Source organism: Streptococcus constellatus (assembly GCF_902167705.1).
Lineage (GTDB): Bacteria > Bacillota > Bacilli > Lactobacillales > Streptococcaceae > Streptococcus > Streptococcus constellatus_A.
The window spans coordinates 109,585-136,069 of the sequence record NZ_CABHMZ010000003.1 but is presented as its reverse complement, the minus strand read 5'-3'; the positions used below and the strand labels follow the sequence as shown (position 1 = coordinate 136,069).

The following is a 26,485-nucleotide window of genomic DNA, read 5'->3' as shown; positions in this document are numbered from 1 at the left end:
TGTTGTTGATGGAAACCTTAGTTTCTTTATCCGTAGCCTTAATAGTTCCTTGGACTGTTAAAGCTTACGATGTTTGAAACAATTTGCACAGAGCATTATTTCCGATACATCTTCATTTGAAGATATAAATCGTTATAAATTCCCAGCCATTTTGAGCCGAGCTGTTGATAGACTTCTAAATGCTTCAGAGTTTCCTCATCTGGATAAAAAGCTTTATCTTCCTGCACTTCTTTCGGGAGCATTGCTTTTGCTGGTACATTTGGGGTAGAGTAACCAACGTACAAGGCATTTTTATAGGCGTTTTCAGGCTTTAACATAAAGTTAATAAATTGATAGGCAGCCTTTTTATTTTTGACCGTTTTAGGAATGACAATATTATCAAACCAAAGATTGCTGGCTTCTGTTGGGACAACGTAGCGAAGCTTGTCATTCTTTTCCAACATTTGTTGCGCCTCCCCAGAGAAACTAACGCCAATCGCCGCATTATTTTGAATCATATACCCCTTCATCTCGTCTGCTACAATTGCTTTGATATTCGGTGTCAATGTATAAAGCTTATCAACCGCTTCTTGTAATTGCTTCGGATTTTTAGAATTGAGGCTATAACCTAAAGCATTTAGTCCAACGCCCATCACTTCACGCGCTCCATCAATCATCATAATAGAATTTTTATATTCAGGTCGCCACAAATCACTCCAATGCTTAGGTGCTGTTTTCACCAATTCAGTGTTGTAGACAATGCCTAGCGTTCCCCAAAAATAAGGAATGGAGTATTGATTTTGGGGATCAAATGATTGATTTAAAAACCGATTTCCAATATTTTCTAGCCCTTTAATTTTTGAATGATCCAATTTTTCAAGCAAGTGCTCCGACATCATTTTAGAAATCATGTATTCACTAGGAATGGCAATATCGTAAGTTGTCCCGCCCTGCTTAATCTTGGTGTACATGGATTCGTTGGAATCAAAGGTTTCATATTGGACTTGGACTCCCGTCTCCTTGGTAAATTTTGTCAATAATTCTGGGTCAATGTAATCACCCCAATTGTAGATGACCAATTTATCACCAGTCCCGCTTTTTGTCTGGCTTTCAATGTGAAAGCTCAATCCCCAGAGGACAAGGATAATGGCAACAATGCCCATTAAAAATGAATAGAGCTTTTTCATGCTGCATCCTCCTTCTCACGAGAAATAAAGTAATAGCCAATCACCAAAAGAATACTAAACAGAAATACTAAAGCAGAAAGAGCATTGATTTCCAGGGAAATCCCTTGACGAGCCCGCGAGTAAATCTCAACCGACAAGGTTGAAAAACCATTTCCTGTCACAAAGAAGGTCACTGCAAAATCGTCCAAGGAATAAGTAAAAGCCATAAAATACCCTGCAATAATCGCTGGCGTCAAATAGGGCAACATGATTTCTTTTAGCATCTGAACTTGGCTTGCCCCTAAATCATAGGCCGCCTTAATCATGTCATCATTCATCTCCTTTAACCGTGGCAATATCATCAAGACGACGATAGGAATTGAAAAAGCAATATGACTGGCCAAAACGGATAGGAAACCTAATTGAAATTTGATAGTTGTAAAAAGAATTAAGAAACTTGCCCCAATCATGACATCTGGCGCTACCATGAGGATATTATTAACCGATAAAAAGGCATCTTGGTATTTCTTTTTGGCTTGATAAATATAAATGGCACCAAACGTTCCGATTGCTGTTGCAATCAAAGAAGACAGAAAAGCCAGAAAAAAAGTTTGTGCCAAAATGAGCATCAGGCGAGTATCACTGAACATATTTTGAAAATGCGTCAGACTAAAGCCTGTAAACTTGCTCATATCATCGCCAGCATTGAACGCATAGCCAATCAAATAAAAAATCGGCAAATAAAGAATTAAGAAGACGACTGTTAAATAAATACTAGCAGTTTTTTTCATCGTTCTCCCCTTTCTTTCGTTGCCCACATGATAACGAGCATAGCTACAATCAAGACAACACCAATGGTTGAGCCCATGCCCCAATTTTGTGTAGTCAGAAAATGCTGCTCAATGGCTGTACCTAGCGTAATAACGCGATTGCCACCGATTAAACGCGTCAGCATAAAAAGACTGAGACTGGGAATAAAGACAGACTGCACACCACTTCTCACGCCATTCATAGATAAAGGAAAAACGACACGACGGAAGGTTTCCCAACGATTGGCACCAAGATCATAGCTGGCATTAATCAGATTTTGATCCATATCCTCTAAAACATTAAAAATCGGCAATATCATAAAGGGTAGCTCAATATAACTGGCTACAAAAATAAAAGAGAAATCTGTAAACAGGATTTGCTGAGCACCTATCCCAATAAAGCTTAAAAATTGATTGACAGAGCCATTTTGTCCAAAAATCCCAATAAAAGCATAAGCTTTGAGAAGCAGATTGACCCAGGTCGGCAAAATAATGAGCATCAACCAAAGCTGTTTGTGTTTTAGTTGCGTCAATAAAAATGCCGTTGGGTAACTGATTACTAAGGTGACAACTGTGATAATCCCCGCATATAAAACAGAGTTTAAACTCATTTTGAGATAAGTCAGATTTTGCGAAGCGAAGTAAGTCTTGTAATTTTCAAGGGTAAAGTGACCTTCGATATTGAAAAACGACTGCCAAACAATCATGGCAACAGGCGCCAATACAAATAATAAAATCCAAAGAATATAAGGAGCAACAAAAAGATTAGAGGTTGTTTTCTTCATCGCGCTCCTCCTCAATGGCATTGATTAAGCCAGCTTCTTGCTCTTCCATTTCGACATATTCTTCAATCCGAGCGTCAAACTCTTCCTCTGTTTCATTGAGGCGCATGATATGAATATCTTCTGGTTCAAACTGTAACCCAATCTCTTCTCCGACAATGGCCTTGCGAGTTGAATGAATCATCCACTCATTGCCCAATTCATCATAAGCAATAATCTCATAATGCACGCCGCGGAAGAGCTGTGTATCAACCTTAACTTGCAGCTTTCCTTCTTCAGGAAGTGTAATCCGCAAATCTTCTGGCCGAATGACGACTTCCACCTGCTCATTTGGACGCATTCCTCCGTCAACGGCTTCAAATCGTTTGCCATTAAATTCAACCAAATAGTCTTCAATCATCTTTCCTGGAAGAATATTGGACTCCCCGATAAACGTCGCTACAAAGTGATTGATGGGTTCGTCATATATATCAACAGGTGTCCCTGACTGAACAATCTCCCCGTCATTCATCACAAAAATCCAGTCGCTCATGGCTAGTGCTTCTTCTTGGTCGTGGGTGACAAAGACAAAGGTAATCCCTAGACGTTGCTGCAATTCTCGCAATTCATACTGCATGTCTGTCCGCAACTTCAAATCCAGTGCAGATAAAGGCTCGTCCAGCAAAACAACTCGCGGTTCATTAACAATAGCACGTGCTATTGCAACACGCTGCCGCTGCCCACCGGACAATTTGCGAATAGAGCGTTTCTCAAAACCATCCAAACGCACCATTTTCAAGACTTCCGCAACCCGACGCTCTACTTCTTGTTTTTCAACTTTACGCAAACGCAACGGAAATGCCACATTTTCAAAAACGGTCATGTGCGGAAAAAGAGCATAGGACTGAAACACTGTGTGCACATCGCGTTTGTTGGTCGGAATATCGTTAATTCGGACGCCATCAAGAAAAACATCACCGCTTGAAGCATCTAACAAGCCAGCGATGATATTTAGAATGGTTGATTTTCCTGATCCTGATGCACCCAGAAGTGTGTAAAATTTGCCTTCTTCTAGCTCAAAGTTGATGTCCTTTAAGACGACTGTATTATTATCTTCAAAAACCTTTGATACGTTTTTAAATTCAATGATTGGTTTGTTCAATTGCCATAAATTCCTTCTTTTTCATAGATTGACAAATTAAAGTCTTGTCCTGACTGATTTTCTTGGAGAATGATATGAATGTTGCCACTAGAGACACTCATTTCTCGCCAATAATTCGGACTTCTCTTTCCAAGGTCACACCTGAATGAGCTTTGACAGTCTCAATTACATGCGCAATCAAATTTTCATAATCTGCAGCAGTTCCGTTATCAACATTGACCATAAAGCCAGCATGTTTTGTCGAAACTTCCACCCCACCAATACGGTATCCTTTTAAATTTGCTTCACTAATCAATTGCCCTGCAAAATGTCCCACTGGACGTTTAAAAACAGAGCCACAAGAAGGATACTCCAATGGCTGCTTCAATTGACGAAGATGTGTCAAACGTTCCATTTCTTGACGAATCACACGGTGCATTCCTGGTGCTAAGGCAAACTTGGCAGAAATCACCACATCACCTGTCTGTTGAACGTAGGAACGGCGATAACCAAATTTCATGTCTTGAGCACTAATATTTTTGATTTCTCCATCCCGTGTCAGCACCTTACAAGAAAGTAAAATATGCGCAATTTCGCCGCCGTAAGCACCAGCATTCATAAAGACAGCGCCGCCAATGCTCCCTGGAATCCCACAGGCAAACTCAAAACCTGTTAGGCTGTGATGGAGTGCAATGTGAGTCGTTTCAATCAGATTGGCACCCGCCTCTGCTTCAATGGTATAGCCATCCACTGCAACACCATTTAACTTATCAAACATAATCACAAAACCGCGAATACCACCGTCGCGAACAATGATATTGCTAGCATTCCCTAGTACCATCCAAGGAATTTGCTCTCGATTAGCAAATTTCACCACTCGTGCCAATTCATAACGATTTCGTGGAAAAACCAAATAATCCGCAGCTCCACCTACTTTTGTATAAGTGTATTGTTTTAAAGGTTCATCAAAACGGATATCAATTCCGTTCAATTCAGATTTTAACATTTCTAAAGTTGACATTTTTTTCTCTCTTAAACAAAATTCAATCTATTATACCAAATTTAGAACATATTTACGATAGAATAAAGAAAAAATATTCCTAAAAATGATTGTACGTCCCTTTCCTATAGGCTATGCAGACTATTAAAAAGAGAGTGATAAAAGCCATGATTTCATAGAAACCAACTTCTCCTCACTCTCTCAGTTTTAAATTTGAAGATCAACTTGAAATTTCTCTTTAAGCCTTTGAGCTTTATTTACTCAAACTCCATGTATCTTCAATATAGGGAATGAATGCTAAGAGTGTCTTTCGATCACCTTCAAATGCAATGAGATAAACTTTCTCGTCCTTTTTGAAAACCTAACTAATTAGGTACTGACCTGATTTCATTGTGACATTGACTTGATAGGCTTCGTTATCTGCAACCGTGCTTTTTGAACCCCAAACTCTATTTACATTTTTATTGTTTTCCCAATTGTAGTAAATGCGATTGGCAATCGTTTGAGCTGTAAGCTCTTCTCCCTCTGGGATATGTGCTTTTTCTTTTGTATAGGCATTCATGGTCACAATATTATAGGCAGAACCGTCCGTGTATTGAATGCTGTCACCACCATTTACATCAGTAAACTTCAGCCACTCTTTAGGAATATCAATGTAACCATAATCATCCGACCCTACACGTTGTGTTTCTTCCGCTTTTACATCTTTTTTCGTAGCATTTGACGAACTTGAGCTACTGCTTTCTTTTGCAGATACTTTGCTTGACGAAGAAAGCTAAGATGATGATTTCGTTTTGCTTCCTCCGTTTGAACTACACGCTCCAAGAATAATACTAACTAAACATGCTAAAAAACATATCAAATATTTCTTTTTCGTATTCATCATAATCTCCTTTCTTCTTACTTTATTTTAGCATATTTTTCAGTGTCGGGAAAGCGTTTTTTGAATTATATAAAAAACTAAGCGAGTTCGCTTAGTTTTTAGAAAATTATTCATCGTCCATGCTGAGAACGCTGAGGAAAGCTTCCTGCGGTACTTCGACAGAACCAATCGCTTTCATCCGTTTCTTACCAGCTTTTTGTTTTTCCAAGAGCTTACGTTTACGGGAAACATCTCCACCGTAACATTTTGCTAAGACATTCTTGCGCAAAGCTTTGATGTCTGTCCGTGCCACGATTTTCTGACCGATTGCTGCCTGAATCGGTACTTCAAATTGCTGACGCGGAATAATTTTCTTTAATTTTTCAACAATCAATTTTCCACGTTCATAGGCAAATTCCTTGTGGACGATAAAGCTGAGGGCATCGACCTTGTCGCCATTGAGCAGGATGTCCATTTTGACAAGACTTGACTTGCGGTACTCTGAAATTTCATAGTCAAAACTAGCATAACCACGAGTTGAGGATTTTAGTTTGTCAAAGAAGTCAAAGACAATTTCTGCCAATGGGATTTGATAGATGACATTGACCCGATTTTCATCGATATAATCCATTGTCACAAAATCACCGCGTTTGCGCTGAGCCAATTCCATGACTGCTCCGACAAATTCCTGTGGTACCATAATCTGTGCCTTGACATAAGGCTCTTCAATGGAATCAATCTTGGTTGGTTCTGGAAATTCGCTCGGATTGGAAACATCAAGGGCTTCTCCGTCTGTCATATTAACCTTGTAGATAACGGACGGGGCTGTCATAATCAAGTCAATATTAAACTCTCTCTCCAAACGTTCCTGAATGACATCCATGTGAAGCAAACCGAGGAATCCACAACGGAAGCCAAAACCTAGTGCTTGTGAGGTTTCTGGTTCAAATTGCAGACTAGCATCATTAAGTTGAAGTTTTTCCAAAGCTTCCCGTAAATCATTGTATTTATTGGACTCAATTGGATAAAGTCCGGCAAAAACCATCGGGTTCATCTGCTTGTAGCCATGAAGTGGTTCATCTGCTGGATTATTCGCCAAGGTCACTGTATCGCCAACCCGAGTATCTTGAACGGTCTTGATAGAAGCTGCGATATAACCAACATCACCTGTTGCGAGGAAATCTCGTCCAACAGCTTTTGGAGTAAAAATACCGACTTCGGTCACATCAAAAGTCTTGCCATTACTCATGAGCTGAATGGTATCACCCGGCTTCACAACTCCGTCCATCACGCGCACTTGCAAGATAACTCCACGATAAGCATCATAAACCGAGTCAAAAATAAGAGCCTTGAGTGGTGCTGTAACATCTCCTGTCGGCGCAGGAACTTTCTCCACGATTTGCTCTAGAATCTCTTCAATCCCGATACCAGCTTTAGCCGAAGCCAACACAGCTTCGCTTGCGTCCAAACCAATGACATCTTCAATCTCAGTCCGCACCCGCTCTGGATCAGCAGCTGGAAGGTCAATTTTATTGATAACCGGCAAAATTTCTAGATCATTATCCAAGGCGAGATAGACATTGGCTAAAGTTTGTGCTTCAATGCCTTGTGCTGCATCAACCACCAAAACAGCCCCTTCACAGGCCGCCAAAGAACGAGAGACTTCATAGGTAAAGTCCACGTGTCCCGGTGTGTCAATCAAGTGAAAAATATAAGTTTCACCGTCCTTGGCAGTATAGTTGAGTTCAATCGCATTGAGCTTAATGGTAATGCCCCGCTCCCGCTCCAAATCCATGCTATCCAAAAGCTGAGCCTGCATTTCTCGACTCGAAACCGTCTCCGTTGCTTCCAAAATTCTGTCTGCTAAAGTTGACTTACCGTGGTCAATATGCGCAATAATGGAGAAATTCCGAATCTTCTCCTGCCGTTTTTTTAATTCATCTAAGTTCATTATTTCTCTTCCTTTTCGGGTATTCTATTTATTATAACATAAGGCAGGTGACTTTTGCCAGTCTTGAAAAAGCGTTCCATATCCCGTTTCATTTGTGCTATAATAAAAGCAAATACATTTACAGAAATGAGAGTGCTATGATTAAACTAATCGCATTAGATATAGACGGTACGCTTTTAAATAGTCAAAAAGAAATTCCCCAAGCACATATTGATGCTATTCACAAGGCAGTTGAAAACGGAGTAAAGCTCGTTCTTTGTACAGGTCGTCCCTTGGTCGGAGTGAAACTTTACTATGAACAATTAGGACTGAGTGGAGAAAACGAATATGTCATCATCAATAACGGCTGCTCTACTCATCAAACCAAGGACTGGAATCTTGTTGCTTGGAAAGAGCTGAGTGTGAAAGACATTCTTTATCTAGATAAAATCGCCAAGCAAACTCCTGCCCAGTTGACTCTTTTTGATGAAGAACGTTATTTAGTAGTAGACGAAAAGCCGAGTGAGCTAGTCACCTATGACGCAAGCCTTGTCTTTACAACCCCCACAGAAATCAGCCTTGAAGAAGCTATCAGCGGCAAGAATATCATGTTTCAAGCTATGTTTTTAGCCCAGCCTGATGAGTTAGATACTTTTGAAAAACAATTTGGTTCGCAGATTTCTCAACATTTCAGCGGTGTTCGTTCCCAACCAGTCATTTACGAAGCTATGCCCAAAGGCACTACTAAAGCGACTGCTCTTAAGGAATTAGCTCAACAATTAGACATCAAGCCTCAAGAAATTATGGCACTTGGTGATGCCAACAACGATATTGAAATGCTGCAATTCGCAGGTCTTGGTGTGGCTATGGGAAATTCTAGTGACTATGTTAAAAAACTTGCTGATTACGTTACAGATAGCAATGACGAAAACGGCGTCGCTACAGCTATTGAAAAACTCATTTTAAATAACTAATAGGGGGAATCATGAGCTTCTTTTCAAGTTCATGATTTTTATTGAGAATATTGTCATTCTTTCACTATTTGTAAATAGCCTTCCCTCTCAAAATATGATACACTAATTACATCTATGCAAAAAGGAGAACTTATGAACTACCCTAATCTTTTAGAACGCTTTTTAACTTATGTAAAAGTAAACACTCGCTCTGATGAACAGGCTACTACAACACCAAGCACGCAAAGCCAAGTAGATTTTGCCAATAACATCCTCATTCCTGAGATGAAACGCGTTGGTTTGGAAAATGTATATTATTTACCAAATGGCTACGCTATCGGTACTCTTCCTGCAAATGATCCAAGTCTCACGCGCAAGATTGGTCTCATTTCCCACATGGACACAGCAGATTTCAATGCAGAAGGTGTCAATCCACAAATCATTGAAAATTATGACGGTGGCGTGATTCCACTGGGACAATCTGATTTTAACCTTGACCCTGCTGATTTTGCTAGTTTAAAAAAATACAAGGGACAAACCTTGATTACAACCGATGGAACGACTCTTCTCGGCTCTGATGATAAATCAGGTATCGCTGAAATCATGACAGCGATTGAGTATCTAACAGCTCATCCTGACATCAAGCACTGCGAAATTCGAGTTGGCTTTGGTCCAGATGAAGAAATCGGGGTCGGAGCTGACAAGTTTGATGCAGCAGATTTCGACGTGGATTTTGCTTATACGATTGACGGCGGACCGCTCGGAGAACTTCAATTTGAAACCTTTTCTGCAGCTGGCGCAGAAATCACTTTCCAAGGTCGCAATGTCCACCCAGGCACAGCTAAAGGACAAATGATTAACGCTCTGCAATTAGCTATTAACTTTCATAATCAATTACCAGACAGTGCTCGCCCTGAATTAACAGACGGCTACGAGGGCTTCTACCACCTTATGAATGTAGAGGGAACTGTCGAAGAAGCACGAGCAAGTTATATCATTCGCGACTTCGATACAACAACTTTTGAAAAACGCAAAGAACTCATGCGCTCTATTGCCGATAAGATGAATGCAACGCTTGGCGGTGAACGTGTTCAGTTAGAACTTAAAGATCAATACTACAATATGCGTCAAGTCATTGAAAAAGACATGACACCTATCAATATTGCAAAGGCTGTCATGGAAAAATTGGACATCAAGCCGATTATCGAGCCTATTCGTGGCGGAACAGATGGCTCAAAGATTTCCTTCATGGGCATTCCGACACCAAATATCTTTGCCGGCGGTGAAAACATGCATGGACGCTTTGAATACGTCAGTCTGCAAACAATGGAACGCGCCGTTGATACTATTATTGGTATCGTTTCTTACAAAGATTAGCAACTTCTGATTAAACACAAAAAACTTTAGCTCTACATAATGAGAGCTAAAGTTTTTTATCTTCTGCGAATGTATTGAACCATTCTAAAATTCAAAAATGCTAGTAAAATAATAGCTACAAGCCAGATTGTTTTCAACAAATAAAATTGGATCAAATAAGTGGAAACAATCGCTCCTGTCACAAAACTTCCCAATAAAGCCACGAAGAAAATGCCCTCTGCTAAGCAAGTTTTTTCTTTTGTCCGCACATAAGTACCAAAAGCTACCATTGTTTTTTTGATATTGCCCGTCATAAAGGAATTATTGTAGACAATGCCGTCCACTTCACCAAAAGCCGTTGCCACCAATCCCATACAAAAACCAATCGGCGGAACAATGAAAAGATTGGACACAGTTGCTGGCAGAAATCCTGTAAACCCACAAACCAAAATCAGTGGAAGAATGCTAGATAAGCGCCATAAAGAATTTTCAAAGTTATTTTTAAAAATGGTTAACACAAAAATGCCCATCACAAAAGCCAGCATCGTTGCCAACTTCACTTCTATTTCTCCTGTCTCATGATGAATCAATTCAACTGACAAGAAAACAACGTTTCCTGTTTGCCCTGCAACCAATGTCCCGCCTCTTTCAATAAATGTATAAGCATCAATAAATCCCGCACAAAAGGTCAGCAGACAGGCAAAAAATTTCGAGCGCGAATGAAATTCCCTTTTTCTTTTTACACTATTTATCATCATTACCTAAAAAGTCTAGCACTTCCTCACTAGACTTCCTTTCTATTGCTCTCTTGCTTCCTGCAAGATTTTTTCAATTTTTGTTGTAATTAAATCAATCGCCACTGTATTAGAAGCTCCTTCTGGAATAATCACATCCGCATAGCGCTTCGTAGGCTCGATAAATTGATGATACATGGGTTTTACCACACCTAAATATTGCTCAATAACACTATCTAAACTACGTCCACGCTCATCCATATCTCGCTTAATCCGACGAATGATTCGAACATCATCATCTGTATCAACAAAAATCTTAATGTCCATTAAATCTCGCAAGTGCTCATCTTCTAAAACCAGAATCCCTTCTACAATAAAGACATCTTGCGGCTCTTGACGATAGGTTTTCTCACTGCGTGTATGAGCTGTATAATCATACGTCGGAATATCTACTGGACGTCCTGCCAGCAATTCCTTGATTTGCGCAATCATCAAATCTGTATCAAAAGCAAAAGGATGGTCATAATTGGTCTTGATTCGCTCTTCAAATGTCAAATGAGATTGATCCTTATAGTAAGAATCGTGCTCAATCATAGCAATTTTTTCATTTGGAAAATTTGACAGAATGGCTCTTGAAACACTCGTCTTACCGCCACCAGAACCACCAGTTACGCCAATAATAATCGGTCTATTTTGCATTATTCACTCCATTTTTTATCATCTTATCTATTTTACACCAAATCATGATATAATGAAAGAGGTAAATTAAAATAAATGACAAGACAAAAAAATAAGGAGAAAACGATGTTAAAACTCGGAACGATTGGAACAGGCGACATTGTTCACCAATTTGTCAAGGCTGCTCATTCGACAAAAGAGTATCAATTGACTACGGTATATTCACGGTCGATACAAACAGCTCAAGCATTTGCCAGTCATTATGAAAATGTAGATTGTTACACAGATATGGCTGATTTTTTAACTAGTGATATAGACATTATTTATATTGCAAGCCCCAATTCTCTGCATTTCCCACAAGCAAAAGCAGCTGTTTTAGCTGGCAAACATGTGATTGTGGAAAAGCCTGCTGTTTCACGCCCAGAAGAATGGGCTGAATTGGTAGCATGGGCTCAAGAACAACATGTGCATATTTTTGAAGCAGCTCGAAACTATCATGAGCAATCATTTGACGTCATTTCAGAGTTTCTCAAAAACAAAACGGTTCTTGGAGCGCATTTCACCTATGCGAAGTATTCTTCCAAAATGCCAGCGCTGTTGGCTGGACAAGAGCCAAATGTCTTTTCTGCTAAGTTTTCAGGCGGTGCTCTAATGGACTTAGGTATTTATCCTGTCTATGCTGCCATCCGACTTTTTGGAGTACCAGAAAATGCCTATTACACCGCTCAGCAGTTACCAAATAGTGTTGATTTAAACGGAGTAGGAAGCTTACTCTATCCAGCATTTCAGGTGACTATCCAAACCGGAAAAAATATCAATAGTTTTCTCCCTGCTGAAATTTACACAACAGACGGTACACTGACCCTAAATTCGATTGAATTTATCACTTCGGCTGTTTTTCAAGATTTAAATAAGGAGAAAAAGACTCTTGAAATTGCGCGCTCTTCTCACACCATGGCAGAAGAAGCCAAACGATTCGCTCAAGTATTGAGCGGTGAAATAAAACAAGAAGTTTACCAAAATTGGCTAGACGCTGCTGCCGCCGTGCATAAAGCTCTGTTTAGCATGCGACAAGATGCTGGTATTAGATTTGAGGCTGATGATGATAACAACTAATTTTCCCCAAAGTTGGCAAGACCAACTCACCAAACTTGGCTTTGAGCAGTTAACTCCCATTCAAGAACAACTCTTTCAACCTATTATAGAGGGTGAAAATGTCCTTGGGATAAGCCCTACCGGAACTGGAAAAACACTTGCCTACCTTTTTCCTAGCCTTCTAAAACTAAAACCTAAGAAATCCCAGCAATTACTTATCTTAGCTCCCAACACTGAGCTAGCTGGACAAATTTTTGATGTCACCAAAACGTGGGCGGAACTACTTGGCTTAACGGCTCAACTCTTTCTATCTGGATCCAGCCAAAAACGACAAATTGAACGGTTAAAAAAAGGTCCTGAAATTCTCATCGGGACACCAGGACGCATTTTTGAACTCATCAAACTAAAAAAAATCAAAATGATGAATGTCGATACAATCATTCTGGACGAATTTGATCAACTGCTTAGCGATTCGCAATATCATTTTATCCAGCAGATTCTGCACTATGTACCTCGTGAGCATCAATTGATTTACATGAGTGCGACTGCTAAGTTTGACCAAGACAAGCTTGCTGAAAATACAATCCAAATCAAAACAGAAAATCAACAACTTGATAATATTCGGCATTTTTATATGCAGGTCAAACAGCGCGACAAAGTTGAATACTTGCGAAAGCTGGCTCAAGTCTCAGAATTTCGTGGGCTTGTCTTTTTCAATGCCCTCTCGGACTTAGGAAGTGCTGAAGAAAAGTTGCAATATCGTCACATTCAGGCTGTGTCCTTAGCTAGTGATGTCAACATTAAATTCCGTAAGATTATCTTGGAGCAATTTAAAAACGACGAACTTACACTCTTACTTGCTACTGACTTAGTAGCTAGAGGAATTGACATTGATTCTCTCGAATGCGTCATCAACTACGACTTACCTCGCGACCTTGAAACCTATACACACCGCGCCGGACGGACTGGTCGTATGGGCAAAGAAGGCTATGTCATTACATTCATCAGCCACCCAGAAGAATTAAAAACACTAAAAAAATATGCCCACGTTCAAGAAATTATCTTAAAAGATCGTGAACTTTATGTGAAATAAAAAGAGCATAGAAAAAGAAGCTGGAACGAAAGTCTCCAGCTTTAAAGTTATAGTATCATAAACCAAGGAAGCAGTTGCTGATTGCTCAAAGCTGTTCGCTTTTCACGCTCTGAAGAGTACTTTTGACGAAAGCTGAGTTTTCCTTATCTACCACCTCAACAGTCTAAGAGACTGTTGAGCAACCTTGCGGGAGTGAGACTACGATCTTAACATTTTTAAGATGAGTTCTGTCTCACTCCCCTTTTTTTCTAGCTAATCTGCCCCATAATATAGTCGATGTACCTCCAGTTGGTGATGCAATAGCTCACTTACAGTCACAAAAGTATAACCATTCTTTTGCAAATACTCAATCACACTTGGCAAAGCATTGATAGTCGTTTGATGAATATCATGCATTAAAATAATAGAACCTGCAGCCGTTTGTTTTTTAACTTGCTGCATGATTGACATTGTATTGCGATTTTTCCAATCCAAACTATCCACATTCCACATAATAAAAGACATATCAATAGCATTTCGGATTGTGTCATTGATTGCTCCATAAGGTGGACGCATCAATTTGGGACTTTCTCCAATAACAGCTCGAAGAGCTACTTGTGTATCTGCAATCTGTTTTTTCGCCTGCTCAAGAGAAAGAATTGGTAACTGGGGATGACTCCAACTGTGATTACCAATCTCGTGTCCCTCATCATGAACACGTTTGACAAGTTGTTCGTTTCCAGCTACATTTTTTCCCAGCATGAAGAAAGTTCCTTTGACATGATATTTTGACAAAATATCCAAAGCCTGCGGTGTTGTTGCTGCATTCGGACCATCGTCAAAAGTTAAGGCAACCAATTTTTGATGTTTTTTAGCTTGATAAGACTGATAAATTGCTAACTCCTCTCCCATTAAATAATGCTCATCAATCACCTCATACAATGCTGACAATGAAACTTCTACCTTTGAATCTTTCCCATCATTTTTATAAAATAGGCTGAGTTTTCCCTTTTCATAGCTAAAAGTCCATTGGGAGATGTCCTTTGCTTGAAATTCCTGCAGAATCTTCTGCCCCTCCGCTTTACTGTACATGGTAATCTTCTGCTGAATTTCTTCTAACAATATCTTTTTGGCTTGCTCAACATTTTTAAAAAGTCGATTTAAGTTGAACGCTTTGTTATCAGATGATATATAAACAAAATCAAGGAAATCCTCTTTAGTATCTCCAACTTTCGTTGTCATCACTGGATAAGAAATTCTCTTAATAGCAATCTTCTTAACTCCAGAAAAATCTGTCGCAGTTAGTTGGCTAATATAAAAAACTAACCTATCAATCTCAAGATTCTGACTCTTTTTATTGGAAAATTTTCGAATATCTGCATTGATTTTCTCTTTAACAAGGTCAATATCTTGCTTATTTTCTGTTAGTGGATAATAAGATGTAATAAACCGACTTCCTGCACGACCTACCTGTTTCCGTACTGAATTTTGATTATATGTTTTGTCTGCCTTTTTTAGAATTTGGGCAATTTGATGGTTTAATTTTCTCTCTTGCAATAATTTTCTAATCTGAAAACTACCAAAAATAATAATACTTAAAAAGGTGATATTCAGCACAATGAGAACTATTTTTTTCACTCCACGACCTTTCTTAGACATACCTTTATGAACTTCGCTTTAAAAAATATTTCACCTAACAAAAAAGGCTAAAAACGTAATCATTTTTTCAAGCCTTTCATTTTTCAAATGCTAAAACTTAGAGAGTCTTTTCTTGTATAACTTCAACTTTATAACCGTCTGGATCCTTAATAAAGTAATAATTTGGCTTTGTTCCAGGAAGCCCATTTGGTTGGGTGACGTCATAACCTTTAGCCGTATGTTCAGCATGCAACATCAGCAAATCAGGCGTACTCAAAGCCACATGAGCAAAACCATCTCCAATAACATAAGGTCCGTGGTCATAGTTATAAGTCAATTCTAACTCATACTCATCACCTTCAAGCCCCAAATAAACAATTGTAAATTGATGTTCTGGGAAATCCTTGCGCCGTAATTCTTTAAATCCAAATGCATCTGCATAAAATGCAATAGATTGTTCCAAATTCTCTACTCGCAAGCATGTATGCAACATTTTAGAAGCCATCATGTCCTCCTTCATTTATTCCATTATATCCTAAATCACGAATTTTCTCCAGTTTTAGCTAAAAAATAAGGAGTGAGATAGCATTTAGTTCCATCCCACTCCTGTAAAGTTGCTGAATTTGAAAAACGAACAGTCTTGAGACTTGTTTCGCAAATTCTATCTTGCAACTGCAAAGCTATACTTTGAACAATCAACCACTGCATCCTTGTTTTATGACACAGTATGATTTAAGGCTGGAAACATCGTCCCAGCCCCTTTTTTATTATTTACCTAATTTTGCTTTAGCTGCATCTGCAAGAGCTGTGAAAGCTACTGCATCATTAACAGCCAAGTCAGCAAGCATTTTACGGTTTACTTCAATTTCAGCCAATTTCAAACCGTGCATCAATTGTGAGTATGACAAACCATTCATACGAGCTGCCGCATTGATACGAGTAATCCACAATTTGCGGAAATCACGTTTCTTTTGACGACGGTCACGGTATGCATAGTAGTAAGAGTTCATTACTTGTTCTTTTGCAGTACGGAACAAGATGTGTTTTGCACCATAGTAACCTTTAGCTAATTTTAAAATACGTTTACGACGTTTGCGTGATACAACGCCACCTTTAACACGTGCCATTTATATTTCCTCCAATATTTCCTAGAATAATCTACTACAAAATCTCTTATTTAAGACCTGTCAGCATTGCTTTGATACGTTTGAAATCTCCTGCAGATACCATTGCTGCTTTACGAAGATGACGACGTTGTTTTTTAGTTTTTCCGTGGAAACGGTGAGAAGTGTAAGCACGGAAACGTTTCAAGCCACCAGAACCTGTACGTTTGAAACGTTTAGCTGATGCGCGGTGTGTTTTTTGTTTTGGCATGATATTTTTCTCCTTTTTCTAACTTCTGACAGATTACTTTTTGTCAGGGATTGGTGCTAATTGCATGAACATTTGACGTCCATCCATTTTAGCTCTTTGTTCAATAATCGCAATGTCTTGCGTTGCTTGAGCAAGGTCGGCTAATACTTTAGCTCCGATTTCTTTGTGAGTAATCATCCGCCCTTTAAAGCGAATAGAAACCTTCACTTTATTTCCTTTTTCAAGGAACTTGCGTGCGTTGCGAAGTTTTGTATCAAAGTCACCTTTGTCAATCGTTGGACTGAGACGAACTTCTTTCACGGTAACAACACTTTGTTTTTTGCGTTGTTCTTTTTGTTTTTTCTGATACTCAAATTTGAACTTTCCATAGTCCATAATTTTCGCAACAGGCGGTTTAGCTTGTGGTTGAATCAGAACAAGGTCCACATTTGCATCGTCAGCAATTGCTTGCGCTTCGCTAAGTGGTTTAATGCCTAATTGCTCACCATCAAGACCGATCAAACGAACTTCACGCACACGAATTTCATCATTGATGAATAAGTCTTGTTTTGCTATGGTTTTCACCTCTTTTTTATTTTTAGAGAAAAACAAGAGCGGACTTGCTAACGCAAGCCCGCACTACATGATAGTATTTCATTTCTGAAACTTAATCCGTAGAGCCAGACAACGTTAGTCGCAAGGCGAGAAGCTCTCACTTCTGCTTTTCTCAACTTTTATATGATAACAAGTTTCAGATTATTTGTCAAGGATTTTTTTAGCTTTTTCTTCGATAAAAGCCACAACTTCAGCAATTCCTACACCCGTTGTGTCAAAATGAATGGCGTCAGCTGCTGGTTTTAAAGGAGAAACCGCTCTGTGACTGTCTTTATAGTCCCGTTCTGCAATTTCTTTTTTCAAAGTTTCCAAATCCGTTGGAATGCCTTTTTCAAGATTTTCTTTATAACGGCGCTGTGCTCTTTCCTCAACTGAGGCTACGAGGAAAATTTTTAATTCTGCATGAGGCAATACAACCGTTCCAATATCACGACCATCCATGACGATACCGCCTTGATCAGCAATTTTTCGCTGTAAATCAACCAATTTTTCTCGCACTTCTGGAATTGCAGACACCCAAGAAACATTATTAGTCACTTCGTTTTCTCGAATTGGATGTGTCACATCTACATCTCCGACAAAAACAAGCTGCTCCCCATTTTTATCACGCCCAAAACTAACCGGATAAGTATCTAATAACGTAACAATATCAGAGCATTTTTCTGCTGATAAATCATTTTTTAAAGCTAAGTAAGTCGCTGCACGATACATAGCGCCCGTATCCAAGTAAGTGTAGTCGAAATCTTTTGCAATAATCTTGGCAACCGTTGACTTTCCACTTGAAGCCGGACCGTCAATAGCAATTTGAATCTGTTTCATTCGGCACTCCTATCGAATTTTCACCACATCGCCTGGATTAGCATACCAAGCACCTGTCGTCATGTGAGAAGGATTTAAACGCTCCAATTCAGCGATTGAAATTCCCGCACGCGCAGCAATAGAAGCCTCTCCTTCTCCAGGCTGAACGGTAATCGTTCCTTCAGATGATTGCGTTTGACTGCTATCACTTGCTGTTTCAGAAGAAGCCGGAACGCTAGCACTTTCACTTGATGTCTTAGCTGTTTTTGCAGCATTATAAAAGCCCTCTGTTGCTGCCTTCTTACTGCTTCCACCAGTTGATAAATAAACCATCATTCCTACGATTGCAATCACCATGATGAAAAAAATAACCGCTAAAATTGTTAACACACGATTAGCTACTACATCGTTCGTTTTTTTACTTCTTGTCAATTCTTTTTCTCCCTTGTCGTAAATATCTTCTTCCCATGGTTCCTTTGCCATGACTTCCTCCTTGTATTTTTTTCAAATTCCGATTACAATATGAGTATGAAAGTTACACTCATTCCCGAACGGTGCATTGCTTGCGGGCTTTGCCAAACCTATTCTGACCTATTTGACTACCATGACAATGGCATTGTCAAATTTTATCAAGATGATGAACTTCTGGAAAAAGAAGTTCCTGAAACACCTGATGTTATTGAAGCTATCAAAAACTGTCCTACAAAAGCTCTTATGAAGGATTAGTTTTTTTAGGATGAGCATAATAGATTTCAAAATAGTCTACATGGGTTAAGTTGTCCATTAGTTCAACTTCCCCTTTAAAATGGTCATTCAAAGCCAAAGCGTTCACAAAATACTTCTTGGGCCACTTACGCATACAAAACGTACGGCCTTTTTCTTTGCCGTCAAAGAAGAGGGTAATAGAGGTCTTTGTTACCTCTACCTTACGAATTGTTGAAATTTCTATCTTTGAAGGTGTAAATGGATTCGCCGTTATGATTCTTAAAGTCCCATCGTCATATATCGTAAAATATCTATGCACACCAATTCCCAATAATACCATAAACAAAAAGAAAGAGAACAGGACTAAAAACGGAACTTCGGTACTCTCAAATAAAAATGCAAAACCTATAAAAATCGGAATAACCGATAAAGACCAATAAATGATTAGAAGAGAAAGATCTGGTTGCCAATGATAGCGCAATTGACCAAAAATCTTTATCATATCTACACCTCCTCTTATATAGTTTATCATAAAAAAAAGAAAAATGGGAGTGAGATTGAACGACAAAAGAAAAAATTAAGGAAGTGAAAGAATACTAGCTCCAATCCCTTATTAGATTAGTCGAAAATGGCAGATGTGATAGAGATAAGTATCTCAACTAAATTGTAAGTAGCTCAACTTCTACTTTCTCAATATTCAGCCGATAGAGTTAAATCTTATATTTTCATTTTTAATAGATTTCCAATATTTTGAGCTGTTCGGATGAGATTTTCTTCTGCCTTTGCTAGGGTGGTAGCGAAAGGTTCAACTTGAGAAATGATTGGAAAAGCAGCTTGAATATTTTCTACTGGAAAATCAGGTAAGTCATCACTTAAACTACCACAAATAGCAATAACGGGGAGATTTTTTGGTGTTTTTCTTGCCACTCCAATCGGAGCTTTGCCTGCCAGACTTTGTTGATCCATTCGTCCTTCACCCACGATGACTAAATCAGCTTTTTTGACACGATTATCAAAATCAAGCAAGTTAAGACAAGTGTCAATTCCTGAAACGATTTTTCCATGCGCAAATGTCACCAGACCAGCTGCCATTCCTCCTCCAGCACCTGCACCAGCTAGCGAAAAAATTGTTGGATTAGCCTGTTTATAAAATATCGCCATTGCCTGATCCACTTGAGAAAATAGCAGAGCGGGCAAACCTTTTTGTCCTCCAAAGACGTATGTGGCGCCGTTTTCACCACAGAGAGGATTTGTGACATCTGTCAAAATTTGAATGTCCAGATTTTCCAAAATTGCAGGAACATTATCAGCTGAAATACGAGCCACACGGTCTAAAGAGATACCCTTTGCTTGGAGCAGGTGATTGTCTTTATCAAAAAATTCATAACCCAGTCCAGCTGCCATTCCAATTCCACCATCATTGGTAGCAGAGCCCCCTACGCCAATATAAATTTGCCGCACACCTTCCTTGGCTAGATACAAAATTAACTCTCCCAATCCTCTGGTATCAAGGGTCAGAGGATTTCTTTTTTCTGGTGAAATAGAGGCTAAACCAACCAAATCAGCCATTTCAAAGAGCGCGATATCGGCTTTTCGAGCATATTTCATCGAAACAGGTTCTCCGAAAGGCCCCGTTACGATGTGAGTATAAGTGTCTAACTGCAAGGCTGCAATCAAAGCTGTCATCGTTCCTTCACCACCATCTCCAATCGGTAGCAAGTCAAATGTCGCTTCAGGGAGTGCCTTGGAAAAACCTGCTTTTATTGCCTCTGCAACACTTTGAGCTGATAAACTTTCCTTAAAAGAATCCGGTGCAATTAAAATATGCATGGCTTAGTCCTCACTTTCTATCTCTTCCAAAAGTTTTATGACCTGATACAAGTCCGTTTGATTGATTTGATACGGCGCTTGCTCTCTCACAAGAGGCTTGGCGTTAAAAGCAATCCCGATTCCTGCCGTCAATATCATCGGGAGGTCATTGGCACCGTCTCCTACAGCAATAGTTTGAGCCAGAGTCAAGTTATTTTCCTCTGCCCACTGCTTTAACATTGCTTTTTTGACTTCTTTTGTGACAATTGTTCCTAAAACCCTGCCGGTTAGCTTACCATCTTTCACTTCTAAACGATTAGCTTTTACGTAATCTACGTTCAATTTCGCGGCTAATTCGTCTACCATTTCATGAAAACCGCCTGATACAATGCCAACCTTGTATCCACGCTGATGCATATCCTTTATCAATTGCTGAGCTCCTTTTGTAAAATGAATTTTCTTAGAAACTCGTTTAAAAATTGTTTCAGGAAGTCCTTTGAGCAAGTTCACACGTTCTAGCAAAGCCGTCTCAAAATCATATTCCCCTCGCATAGCCCGTTCTGTAATAGCTGCGACTTGTTCACCAACTCCCGCTGCAGCACCTAGCAAATCAATTCCTTCTTCTCTAATCAAGGTACTGTCCACATCCATTACCAATAGCCCTCTTGTTTTCACATCATCACCTCATATATTGCTTGTATTATATAAAAAATTGATTGACAAAACAAGTTGCTATATAAAGACAAAGAAAAGCTCTTGTTTGTTATACAAACAAGAGCTTTTTGTTTTATTCAATACCGATTTCAGCACGCACAATATCTGCAATTGTATCGACATAGTAATCTACTTCCTCATGGCTTGGTGCTTCTGCCATGACTCGTAAAAGTGGCTCTGTTCCACTTGGACGAACAAGAATGCGACCATTGCCAGCCATCTCTGTCTCCATTTTTTCAATCACCGCTTTAATAGCAGGCACTTCCATGGCCTTGTCCTTCATGCTGTTTTCAACACGGATATTGACCAATTTTTGTGGATAAATTGTTACTTCTGACGCTAATTCAGACAAAGGCTTACCTGTTTCTTTCATCACTTTTGTCAATTGAACGGCTGTCAGCTGACCGTCACCCGTCGTATTATAATCCATGATAATCACGTGACCAGATTGCTCACCACCAAGATTGTAACCAGATTTGCGCATTTCTTCTACAACATAGCGGTCACCAACAGCTGTAATCACCTTGTTAATGCCTTCGCGATCCAAAGCCTTATGGAAACCAAGATTTGACATAACGGTTGTTACGATTGTATTTTGAGCAAGCAAACCTTTTTCAGAGAGGTATTTCCCAATGATATACATGATTTTATCGCCATCGACAATCTCACCGTTCTCATCAACTGCAATCAAGCGATCGCTATCGCCGTCAAATGCCAGACCAAGTGCCGATCCTGATTCACAGACTGTACCTTGCAATTTTTCAGGATGTGTAGAACCGACATTTAAGTTGATATTCAGTCCGTCTGGATTTTCCCCGATGACTGTTAATCTAGCTCCCAAATCCGCAAATACCTGACGAGCACTCGTTGAAGCAGCACCATTTGCTGTATCAAGGGCAACTTTCATTCCGTCTAAATCAAGACCAGTGGACACGAGATATTGTTGATATTTGCGCAATCCTTCTGGATAGTCCATAAGAGTTCCTAAACCTTCCGCACTTGGGCGCGGTAAATCGTCTTCTTTGGCATCAAGAAGAGCTTCAATTTCCAATTCACGCTCATCATCCAATTTATAGCCGTCGCCACCAAAGAATTTAATACCGTTATCAAGTGCAGGATTGTGACTAGCTGAAATCATAACACCCGCACTTGCTTTCTCAGATTTTACCAGATAAGCTACACCTGGTGTCGCAATAACTCCAAGCTTATAAACACGAATCCCAACAGACAGAAGCCCAGCTACTAAAGCACTTTCCAGCATTTCTCCTGAAATACGTGTATCACGCCCTACAAAGACACGAGGTACATCTTTCTCATGCTGGCTCAATACATAACCGCCAAAACGCCCTAATTTAAACGCTAATTCTGGTGTCAACTCCACATTTGCTTCTCCACGAACTCCGTCCGTTCCGAAATATTTTCCCATTTTCTAAAATCCTTTCAATTCTTTTAATTGGATGAGTTTGTCGAACTTGAAGACGAACTTGATGTATTTGCTGATTTTACAGTAATTTTTATAGATGTTTCATAAGGTGTAATGACGCTTGGCAATACGGTACCACTAGCATCAACTGCTTGAAGTGAAGCATTCCCTGTATAATTTCCATAAATCTTCTCACTTGTTGGGACAATCGCTTCTACATGGTCAACTTTATCTAACGTATCTTCATCACTTGTCACTGTCACTTTATTATCACCAACAGTCACACGATCAACTGTCAAACCATTTGCTAACTGAGCTGAACTAATGGTCGTTTTAACTTCAAATGACTTACTTGCCTTCTTACCAACTTTCACCGTAATCTTAGCTGGCGTGACAGTTGCAGTCAATCCACTTGGTAAATTTTTAATAGCTAAAGGTACCTCTCTCGTTCCTTCTGTCGCTTTTGTCAAATCTGCCACAACTTTAAACTTTCGTGTACTTTCCTGCATTTCACTAGCAAGTGTCACACGATTAGAACCCGTTAACACCACTGACACTTCAGATGAAAACCCACTAATAAAATACTTTTCACTATCGTATTTAATGTCAATTGGAACACTAGGCAAGGTATTAGTGTACGTTTCAGACGTAGTTTGTCTAGCACTTGAATTATTTTGATAATTTGTCGTTGTTGCATAAATAAATAAAACAGCAGCAAAAAAGATGGAAGAAACGATATACCAAATCTGCTTACGATTTTTCATGTTTCCGACCTCCTAGCACACGATTTCTAAATGGTGATTTTGGTTGTTCATCTGAAATCAGCACTTTTCGCAATTCTGCTTCAAATTCTTCTAAGGTCAAATCGTGTTTGAAAACTCCGTTATGTGTGATTGAAATCCCTCCCGTTTCCTCCGAAACTACAAAAGTAAGAGCGTCTGACACTTCTGAAAGACCGATTGCTGCACGGTGGCGCGTTCCGAATTCTTTGGAAATCCCTGTGTTTTCTGTAAGAGGAAGATAAGCGCAAGAAACGGCTATTTTATTGTCTCTTACAATGACAGCTCCGTCATGCAGCGGTGTATTTGGAATAAAAATGTTGATTAACAACTCACCTGACACATCAGCATCTAAAGGAATCCCTGTGGCAATGTATTCTTGCAAGGTTCTACTTCCCTGGATAGCAACGAGAGCTCCAATTTTCCGAGGACTCATATAATCCACCGCTTTGACAAATGCTTGCACCATTTTTTCCTCTGAGCTAATCGGTGCTGTCGAAAACAAATCTGTTGCTCGCCCCAGCCTTTCCAGGCCTGTACGAATCTCAGGTGTAAAAATCACAACAGCCGCAATAACTCCATAGGTAATGACTTGATTGATTAACCAAGAAACCGTTGTTAAACCAATTGCATTGGCAAGAATCTGAGCCAGCACAAACATTAAAACTCCTCGAACGAGAATCATAATTTTAGTGCCAGCAATTGCTTTTGTAAAATAAAATAAAATCCAAGCGACCAGTGCAATATCTATAATATTGATGACAATACTCCAAGGGCTAGAAAATAAACTAGACCAATATTGGAGATTGGACAATTGCTGAAAATTCATTTTCAGTGTCCTCTCTTTCTCAACCTAAAAACGTTCTTGACTATTATATCACTTTTCAAAATATTTTTCTGTAACCTTCTTTACTTTTTTATGATAAAATATTTCTTATGAAGATAAATACATTATTTGGCAAACTTGCAGGGAAATCCTCCCATTTTGTTCTAAGCAAATTGGGACGCGGATCGACCTTGCCCGGAAAGCTTGCTCTGAAATTTGACAACGACATTTTAAACACACTCGCTCGTGATTACGAAGTTGTAGTGATTACAGGGACAAACGGGAAAACCCTGACCACTGCTCTTACAGTTGGAATCCTCAAAGAGGCTTTTGGCGAGGTTGTGACCAATCCCAGCGGAGCCAATATGATTAGCGGGATTGCGACGACTTTTCTGACCGCTAAAAAAGAGAAATCTGGTAAAAATATCGCTGTACTGGAAATCGATGAAGCTAGTCTCTCACGCATTTGCGACTACATTAAACCGAGCCTTTTTGTCTTTACCAATATTTTCCGCGACCAAATGGATCGTTACGGGGAGATTTACACGACCTACCAAATGATTTTGGATGCTGCTCAAAAGGTTCCTACGGCAACCGTCTTGCTAAATGGAGACAGTCCGCTGTTTAACTCTGTTACTCTCAAAAATCCGGTCCAATATTATGGTTTTGATACCGAAAAAGGAGAGCCACAGCTAGCTCATTACAATACGGAGGGTATTCTCTGTCCTAAATGTCAGCACATTCTAAAATACAAGCTCAATACTTATGCTAATCTAGGCGATTATATTTGTGAGCACTGTGATTTTAAACGTCCTGAATTAGACTACAAACTGACCCAATTGACCAACCTTCATCACAACAGTTCAGAATTTGTCATTGACGGTCAAAGCTATCACATCAACATCGGTGGTCTCTACAATATCTACAATGCTTTAGCTGCCGTTTCCGTTGCTCAATTCTTTGGAGTTGATCCAACGACTATCAAGACTGGTTTTGACAAGAGCAGAGCCGTTTTCGGACGTCAAGAAACTTTCAAGATTGGAGACAAAGAGTGCACGCTGGTTCTCATTAAAAACCCTGTTGGAGCCACGCAAGCTCTAGAAATGATTAAGCTCGCTCCTTATCCATTTAGCTTGTCCGTTTTGCTCAACGCTAACTATGCGGACGGTATCGACACGAGTTGGATTTGGGACGCAGATTTTGAGCAGATTTTAAACATGGATGTCCCGCATATGATTGCTGGCGGAGTTCGCCATTCTGAGATTGCTCGCCGCTTGCGAGTTACTGGCTATAATGCTGAACAAATCAGTGAAGTAGCTGATTTGAGTCAAGTCTTTGAAGAAATTAAAAACCAAGAAACCAAGCATGCCTATATCCTAGCTACTTATACAGCCATGCTAGAATTCCGCGAATTGCTTGCTTCTCACCAAGTCGTCAGAAAGGAGATGAACTAATGGTTTATACATCACTAACTTCTCCTGAAAATCGGGATTATACTTATGATTTGAAGATTGCTCATCTCTATGGCAATCTCATGAATACCTACGGCGACAATGGCAATATTCTCATGCTCAAATATGTAGCTGAAAAACTAGGCGCTCGCGTTCAAGTTGATATTGTCTCACTTGAAGATGAGTTTGATAAAGATTACTATGATTTGGCATTTTTCGGCGGAGGGCAAGACTATGAGCAGACCATTGTGGCACGAGATCTGCCTGCAAAAAAAGATAGCTTGGAAGAATTTATCAATTATAACGGCGTAGTGCTAGCTATTTGTGGTGGCTTTCAGCTTCTAGGTCAATACTACATCGAAGCTTCTGGTCGGCGGATTGAGGGACTTGGAATTATGGGACATTATACTCTCAATCAAAAAAATAACCGCTACATTGGCGACATCAAGATTCACAATGATGAATTTGACGAAACCTACTATGGTTTTGAAAATCACCAAGGACGGACATTCCTATCTGAAGATGAAAAACCGCTCGGCAGAATTATTTATGGGAATGGAAACAACAAGGAAGACCAAAGCGAAGGCGTACACTACAAGAATGTCTTTGGCTCTTACTTCCACGGTCCTATCCTATCCCGCAATGCCAATCTAGCTTACCGCTTAGTGACAACTGCCCTGAAGAATAAATATGGCCAAGATACTCCACTCGCCAACTACGAGGACATTCTAGCTCAAGAAGTCCCAGAAGAATACGGTGACGTCAAGAGCAAGGTAGAGTTTGAATAGGGGTATAAAATGAGAGTGGGACTGTAAAAGTTGATTTATCAACGCATTAG

The 26,485-nt window shown here is 39.6% G+C and carries 28 protein-coding genes, 1 pseudogene and 1 other annotated feature; of the genes and pseudogenes, 7 read left to right on the top strand and 22 right to left on the bottom strand.

What is annotated here, in order from left to right; genetic code table 11:
• Positions 1 to 95: 95 nt before the first annotated feature.
• From FQ204_RS00920 to lepA, 7 genes and pseudogenes are all read right to left on the bottom strand, one after another.
• Entirely contained in the window at positions 96 to 1,166 is a 1,071-nt protein-coding gene (locus tag FQ204_RS00920) for an ABC transporter substrate-binding protein (protein ID WP_144207465.1), read from the bottom strand.
• Positions 1,163 to 1,936, bottom strand: a complete 774-nt coding sequence (locus tag FQ204_RS00915; protein ID WP_003027519.1) for an ABC transporter permease — start codon at positions 1,934 to 1,936, stop codon at positions 1,163 to 1,165. The genes FQ204_RS00920 and FQ204_RS00915 overlap by 4 nt, the downstream gene beginning before the upstream one ends.
• The gene (locus tag FQ204_RS00910; RefSeq protein ID WP_144207463.1) at positions 1,933 to 2,739 is read right to left on the bottom strand and encodes an ABC transporter permease; all 807 of its coding nucleotides are present in this window, start codon (positions 2,737 to 2,739) and stop codon (positions 1,933 to 1,935) included. The genes FQ204_RS00915 and FQ204_RS00910 overlap by 4 nt, the downstream gene beginning before the upstream one ends.
• Complete coding sequence (locus FQ204_RS00905; RefSeq protein ID WP_144207460.1) at positions 2,720 to 3,877, bottom strand: ABC transporter ATP-binding protein; 1,158 nt, start codon at positions 3,875 to 3,877, stop codon at positions 2,720 to 2,722. Before FQ204_RS00905 ends, FQ204_RS00910 begins: the two co-directional genes overlap by 20 nt.
• A gap of 97 nt (positions 3,878 to 3,974) precedes the next feature.
• A complete protein-coding gene (gene murB, locus FQ204_RS00900; protein WP_144207457.1) occupies positions 3,975 to 4,877 on the bottom strand; it encodes a UDP-N-acetylmuramate dehydrogenase in 903 nt (300 codons plus the stop codon).
• Positions 4,878 to 5,109: 232 nt separating this feature from the next.
• Positions 5,110 to 5,739 (bottom strand): annotated as a pseudogene (locus FQ204_RS00895) (hypothetical protein).
• A 106-nt stretch (positions 5,740 to 5,845) separates the two neighbouring features.
• Positions 5,846 to 7,669 carry a translation elongation factor 4 gene (gene lepA / locus FQ204_RS00890; protein WP_144207454.1) on the bottom strand — a complete coding sequence of 608 codons (1,824 nt, stop codon included), beginning with the start codon at positions 7,667 to 7,669 and terminating at the stop codon, positions 5,846 to 5,848.
• 137 nt (positions 7,670 to 7,806) lie between these two features.
• Here lepA and FQ204_RS00885 point away from each other — a divergent pair, with 137 nt between their 5' ends.
• Complete coding sequence (locus FQ204_RS00885) at positions 7,807 to 8,622, top strand: Cof-type HAD-IIB family hydrolase (protein ID WP_144207451.1); 816 nt, start codon at positions 7,807 to 7,809, stop codon at positions 8,620 to 8,622.
• 132 nt (positions 8,623 to 8,754) lie between these two features.
• Positions 8,755 to 9,978 carry a peptidase T gene (pepT, locus tag FQ204_RS00880; RefSeq protein ID WP_144207448.1) on the top strand — a complete coding sequence of 408 codons (1,224 nt, stop codon included), beginning with the start codon at positions 8,755 to 8,757 and terminating at the stop codon, positions 9,976 to 9,978.
• A gap of 56 nt (positions 9,979 to 10,034) precedes the next feature.
• On the opposite strand, the gene FQ204_RS00875 is transcribed toward pepT, so the two are convergent.
• Positions 10,035 to 10,715 carry a YoaK family protein gene (locus tag FQ204_RS00875; RefSeq protein ID WP_186286793.1) on the bottom strand — a complete coding sequence of 227 codons (681 nt, stop codon included), beginning with the start codon at positions 10,713 to 10,715 and terminating at the stop codon, positions 10,035 to 10,037.
• Between the two features lie 39 nt (positions 10,716 to 10,754).
• Positions 10,755 to 11,390, bottom strand: a complete 636-nt coding sequence (udk, locus tag FQ204_RS00870; RefSeq protein WP_144207442.1) for a uridine kinase — start codon at positions 11,388 to 11,390, stop codon at positions 10,755 to 10,757.
• Between the two features lie 105 nt (positions 11,391 to 11,495).
• Between udk and FQ204_RS00865 the strand changes: the two genes are divergently transcribed.
• Together FQ204_RS00865 and FQ204_RS00860 are read left to right on the top strand one after the other, a co-directional pair.
• Positions 11,496 to 12,485, top strand: a complete 990-nt coding sequence (locus FQ204_RS00865; protein ID WP_144207439.1) for a Gfo/Idh/MocA family protein — start codon at positions 11,496 to 11,498, stop codon at positions 12,483 to 12,485.
• Entirely contained in the window at positions 12,469 to 13,557 is a 1,089-nt protein-coding gene (locus tag FQ204_RS00860) for a DEAD/DEAH box helicase (RefSeq protein ID WP_186286794.1), read from the top strand. The genes FQ204_RS00865 and FQ204_RS00860 overlap by 17 nt, the downstream gene beginning before the upstream one ends.
• 252 nt (positions 13,558 to 13,809) lie before the next feature.
• On the opposite strand, the gene FQ204_RS00855 is transcribed toward FQ204_RS00860, so the two are convergent.
• The 7 genes from FQ204_RS00855 to FQ204_RS00825 form a co-directional block, all read right to left on the bottom strand.
• On the bottom strand, positions 13,810 to 15,174 hold the full coding sequence (locus FQ204_RS00855) for a polysaccharide deacetylase family protein (protein WP_144207433.1): 1,365 nt from the start codon (positions 15,172 to 15,174) through the stop codon (positions 13,810 to 13,812).
• A gap of 118 nt (positions 15,175 to 15,292) precedes the next feature.
• A complete protein-coding gene (locus FQ204_RS00850) occupies positions 15,293 to 15,679 on the bottom strand; it encodes a VOC family protein (RefSeq protein ID WP_144207705.1) in 387 nt (128 codons plus the stop codon).
• A gap of 262 nt (positions 15,680 to 15,941) precedes the next feature.
• The gene (gene rplT / locus FQ204_RS00845) at positions 15,942 to 16,301 is read right to left on the bottom strand and encodes a 50S ribosomal protein L20 (RefSeq protein ID WP_000124836.1); all 360 of its coding nucleotides are present in this window, start codon (positions 16,299 to 16,301) and stop codon (positions 15,942 to 15,944) included.
• Positions 16,302 to 16,347: 46 nt separating this feature from the next.
• Positions 16,348 to 16,548: a 50S ribosomal protein L35 gene (gene rpmI / locus FQ204_RS00840; RefSeq protein WP_003034914.1), complete on the bottom strand. Its 201-nt coding sequence runs from the start codon at positions 16,546 to 16,548 to the stop codon at positions 16,348 to 16,350.
• Between the two features lie 33 nt (positions 16,549 to 16,581).
• The gene (infC, locus tag FQ204_RS00835; RefSeq protein WP_144207430.1) at positions 16,582 to 17,112 is read right to left on the bottom strand and encodes a translation initiation factor IF-3; all 531 of its coding nucleotides are present in this window, start codon (positions 17,110 to 17,112) and stop codon (positions 16,582 to 16,584) included.
• 15 nt (positions 17,113 to 17,127) lie between these two features.
• Positions 17,128 to 17,257 (bottom strand) — a sequence feature (ribosomal protein L20 leader region).
• A 26-nt stretch (positions 17,258 to 17,283) separates the two neighbouring features.
• Entirely contained in the window at positions 17,284 to 17,961 is a 678-nt protein-coding gene (cmk, locus tag FQ204_RS00830) for a (d)CMP kinase (protein ID WP_144207427.1), read from the bottom strand.
• 9 nt (positions 17,962 to 17,970) lie between these two features.
• Positions 17,971 to 18,423 (bottom strand): SAG1386/EF1546 family surface-associated protein, encoded by a 453-nt coding sequence (locus FQ204_RS00825; protein ID WP_144207424.1) that lies wholly within the window; start codon positions 18,421 to 18,423, stop codon positions 17,971 to 17,973.
• Positions 18,424 to 18,468: 45 nt separating this feature from the next.
• On the opposite strand from FQ204_RS00825, the gene FQ204_RS00820 reads away from it, so the two are divergent.
• Positions 18,469 to 18,666: a ferredoxin gene (locus FQ204_RS00820; RefSeq protein ID WP_313905177.1), complete on the top strand. Its 198-nt coding sequence runs from the start codon at positions 18,469 to 18,471 to the stop codon at positions 18,664 to 18,666.
• Here the strand turns inward: FQ204_RS00820 and FQ204_RS00815 are convergent.
• The 6 genes from FQ204_RS00815 to cdaA form a co-directional block, all read right to left on the bottom strand.
• A complete protein-coding gene (locus FQ204_RS00815) occupies positions 18,653 to 19,147 on the bottom strand; it encodes an EbsA family protein (protein WP_144207418.1) in 495 nt (164 codons plus the stop codon). The genes FQ204_RS00820 and FQ204_RS00815 overlap by 14 nt on opposite strands.
• Before the next feature lie 215 nt (positions 19,148 to 19,362).
• A complete protein-coding gene (locus tag FQ204_RS00810) occupies positions 19,363 to 20,475 on the bottom strand; it encodes a glycerate kinase (RefSeq protein ID WP_144207415.1) in 1,113 nt (370 codons plus the stop codon).
• Positions 20,476 to 20,478: 3 nt separating this feature from the next.
• Positions 20,479 to 21,129 (bottom strand): phosphoserine phosphatase SerB, encoded by a 651-nt coding sequence (serB, locus tag FQ204_RS00805; protein ID WP_144207412.1) that lies wholly within the window; start codon positions 21,127 to 21,129, stop codon positions 20,479 to 20,481.
• 112 nt (positions 21,130 to 21,241) lie between these two features.
• Positions 21,242 to 22,594, bottom strand: coding sequence for a phosphoglucosamine mutase (gene glmM, locus FQ204_RS00800; RefSeq protein ID WP_144207409.1), 1,353 nt, complete (start codon positions 22,592 to 22,594; stop codon positions 21,242 to 21,244).
• Between the two features lie 23 nt (positions 22,595 to 22,617).
• On the bottom strand, positions 22,618 to 23,355 hold the full coding sequence (locus FQ204_RS00795) for a YbbR-like domain-containing protein (protein WP_144207406.1): 738 nt from the start codon (positions 23,353 to 23,355) through the stop codon (positions 22,618 to 22,620).
• Positions 23,342 to 24,199 carry a diadenylate cyclase CdaA gene (gene cdaA / locus FQ204_RS00790; protein ID WP_144207403.1) on the bottom strand — a complete coding sequence of 286 codons (858 nt, stop codon included), beginning with the start codon at positions 24,197 to 24,199 and terminating at the stop codon, positions 23,342 to 23,344. The genes FQ204_RS00795 and cdaA overlap by 14 nt, the downstream gene beginning before the upstream one ends.
• Before the next feature lie 107 nt (positions 24,200 to 24,306).
• Here cdaA and murT point away from each other — a divergent pair, with 107 nt between their 5' ends.
• Both murT and gatD read left to right on the top strand, forming a co-directional pair.
• On the top strand, positions 24,307 to 25,650 hold the full coding sequence (murT, locus tag FQ204_RS00785) for a lipid II isoglutaminyl synthase subunit MurT (protein WP_144207400.1): 1,344 nt from the start codon (positions 24,307 to 24,309) through the stop codon (positions 25,648 to 25,650).
• On the top strand, positions 25,650 to 26,435 hold the full coding sequence (gene gatD / locus FQ204_RS00780) for a lipid II isoglutaminyl synthase subunit GatD (protein ID WP_144207397.1): 786 nt from the start codon (positions 25,650 to 25,652) through the stop codon (positions 26,433 to 26,435). The genes murT and gatD overlap by 1 nt, the downstream gene beginning before the upstream one ends.
• Positions 26,436 to 26,485 lie beyond the last annotated feature (50 nt).

What these genes read in the sequence shown, in the direction of transcription:
- FQ204_RS00825 (WP_144207424.1), bottom strand. Translation starts at nt 18,423, where the DNA reads ATGGCAAAGGAACCATGGGAAGAAGATATTTACGACAAGGGAGAAAAA.
- pepT (WP_144207448.1), top strand. Translation starts at nt 8,755, where the DNA reads ATGAACTACCCTAATCTTTTAGAACGCTTTTTAACTTATGTAAAAGTA.
- FQ204_RS00795 (WP_144207406.1), bottom strand. Translation starts at nt 23,355, where the DNA reads ATGAAAAATCGTAAGCAGATTTGGTATATCGTTTCTTCCATCTTTTTT.
- lepA (WP_144207454.1), bottom strand. Translation starts at nt 7,669, where the DNA reads ATGAACTTAGATGAATTAAAAAAACGGCAGGAGAAGATTCGGAATTTC.
- rpmI (WP_003034914.1), bottom strand. Translation starts at nt 16,548, where the DNA reads ATGCCAAAACAAAAAACACACCGCGCATCAGCTAAACGTTTCAAACGT.
- FQ204_RS00815 (WP_144207418.1), bottom strand. Translation starts at nt 19,147, where the DNA reads ATGATAAAGATTTTTGGTCAATTGCGCTATCATTGGCAACCAGATCTT.
- FQ204_RS00875 (WP_186286793.1), bottom strand. Translation starts at nt 10,715, where the DNA reads ATGATGATAAATAGTGTAAAAAGAAAAAGGGAATTTCATTCGCGCTCG.
- gatD (WP_144207397.1), top strand. Translation starts at nt 25,650, where the DNA reads ATGGTTTATACATCACTAACTTCTCCTGAAAATCGGGATTATACTTAT.
- FQ204_RS00915 (WP_003027519.1), bottom strand. Translation starts at nt 1,936, where the DNA reads ATGAAAAAAACTGCTAGTATTTATTTAACAGTCGTCTTCTTAATTCTT.
- cdaA (WP_144207403.1), bottom strand. Translation starts at nt 24,199, where the DNA reads ATGAATTTTCAGCAATTGTCCAATCTCCAATATTGGTCTAGTTTATTT.
- glmM (WP_144207409.1), bottom strand. Translation starts at nt 22,594, where the DNA reads ATGGGAAAATATTTCGGAACGGACGGAGTTCGTGGAGAAGCAAATGTG.
- cmk (WP_144207427.1), bottom strand. Translation starts at nt 17,961, where the DNA reads ATGAAACAGATTCAAATTGCTATTGACGGTCCGGCTTCAAGTGGAAAG.
- FQ204_RS00885 (WP_144207451.1), top strand. Translation starts at nt 7,807, where the DNA reads ATGATTAAACTAATCGCATTAGATATAGACGGTACGCTTTTAAATAGT.
- murB (WP_144207457.1), bottom strand. Translation starts at nt 4,877, where the DNA reads ATGTCAACTTTAGAAATGTTAAAATCTGAATTGAACGGAATTGATATC.
- FQ204_RS00820 (WP_313905177.1), top strand. Translation starts at nt 18,469, where the DNA reads ATGAAAGTTACACTCATTCCCGAACGGTGCATTGCTTGCGGGCTTTGC.
- murT (WP_144207400.1), top strand. Translation starts at nt 24,307, where the DNA reads ATGAAGATAAATACATTATTTGGCAAACTTGCAGGGAAATCCTCCCAT.
- rplT (WP_000124836.1), bottom strand. Translation starts at nt 16,301, where the DNA reads ATGGCACGTGTTAAAGGTGGCGTTGTATCACGCAAACGTCGTAAACGT.
- udk (WP_144207442.1), bottom strand. Translation starts at nt 11,390, where the DNA reads ATGCAAAATAGACCGATTATTATTGGCGTAACTGGTGGTTCTGGTGGC.
- FQ204_RS00860 (WP_186286794.1), top strand. Translation starts at nt 12,469, where the DNA reads ATGATGATAACAACTAATTTTCCCCAAAGTTGGCAAGACCAACTCACC.
- FQ204_RS00920 (WP_144207465.1), bottom strand. Translation starts at nt 1,166, where the DNA reads ATGAAAAAGCTCTATTCATTTTTAATGGGCATTGTTGCCATTATCCTT.
- FQ204_RS00910 (WP_144207463.1), bottom strand. Translation starts at nt 2,739, where the DNA reads ATGAAGAAAACAACCTCTAATCTTTTTGTTGCTCCTTATATTCTTTGG.
- FQ204_RS00865 (WP_144207439.1), top strand. Translation starts at nt 11,496, where the DNA reads ATGTTAAAACTCGGAACGATTGGAACAGGCGACATTGTTCACCAATTT.
- FQ204_RS00850 (WP_144207705.1), bottom strand. Translation starts at nt 15,679, where the DNA reads ATGGCTTCTAAAATGTTGCATACATGCTTGCGAGTAGAGAATTTGGAA.
- FQ204_RS00810 (WP_144207415.1), bottom strand. Translation starts at nt 20,475, where the DNA reads ATGCATATTTTAATTGCACCGGATTCTTTTAAGGAAAGTTTATCAGCT.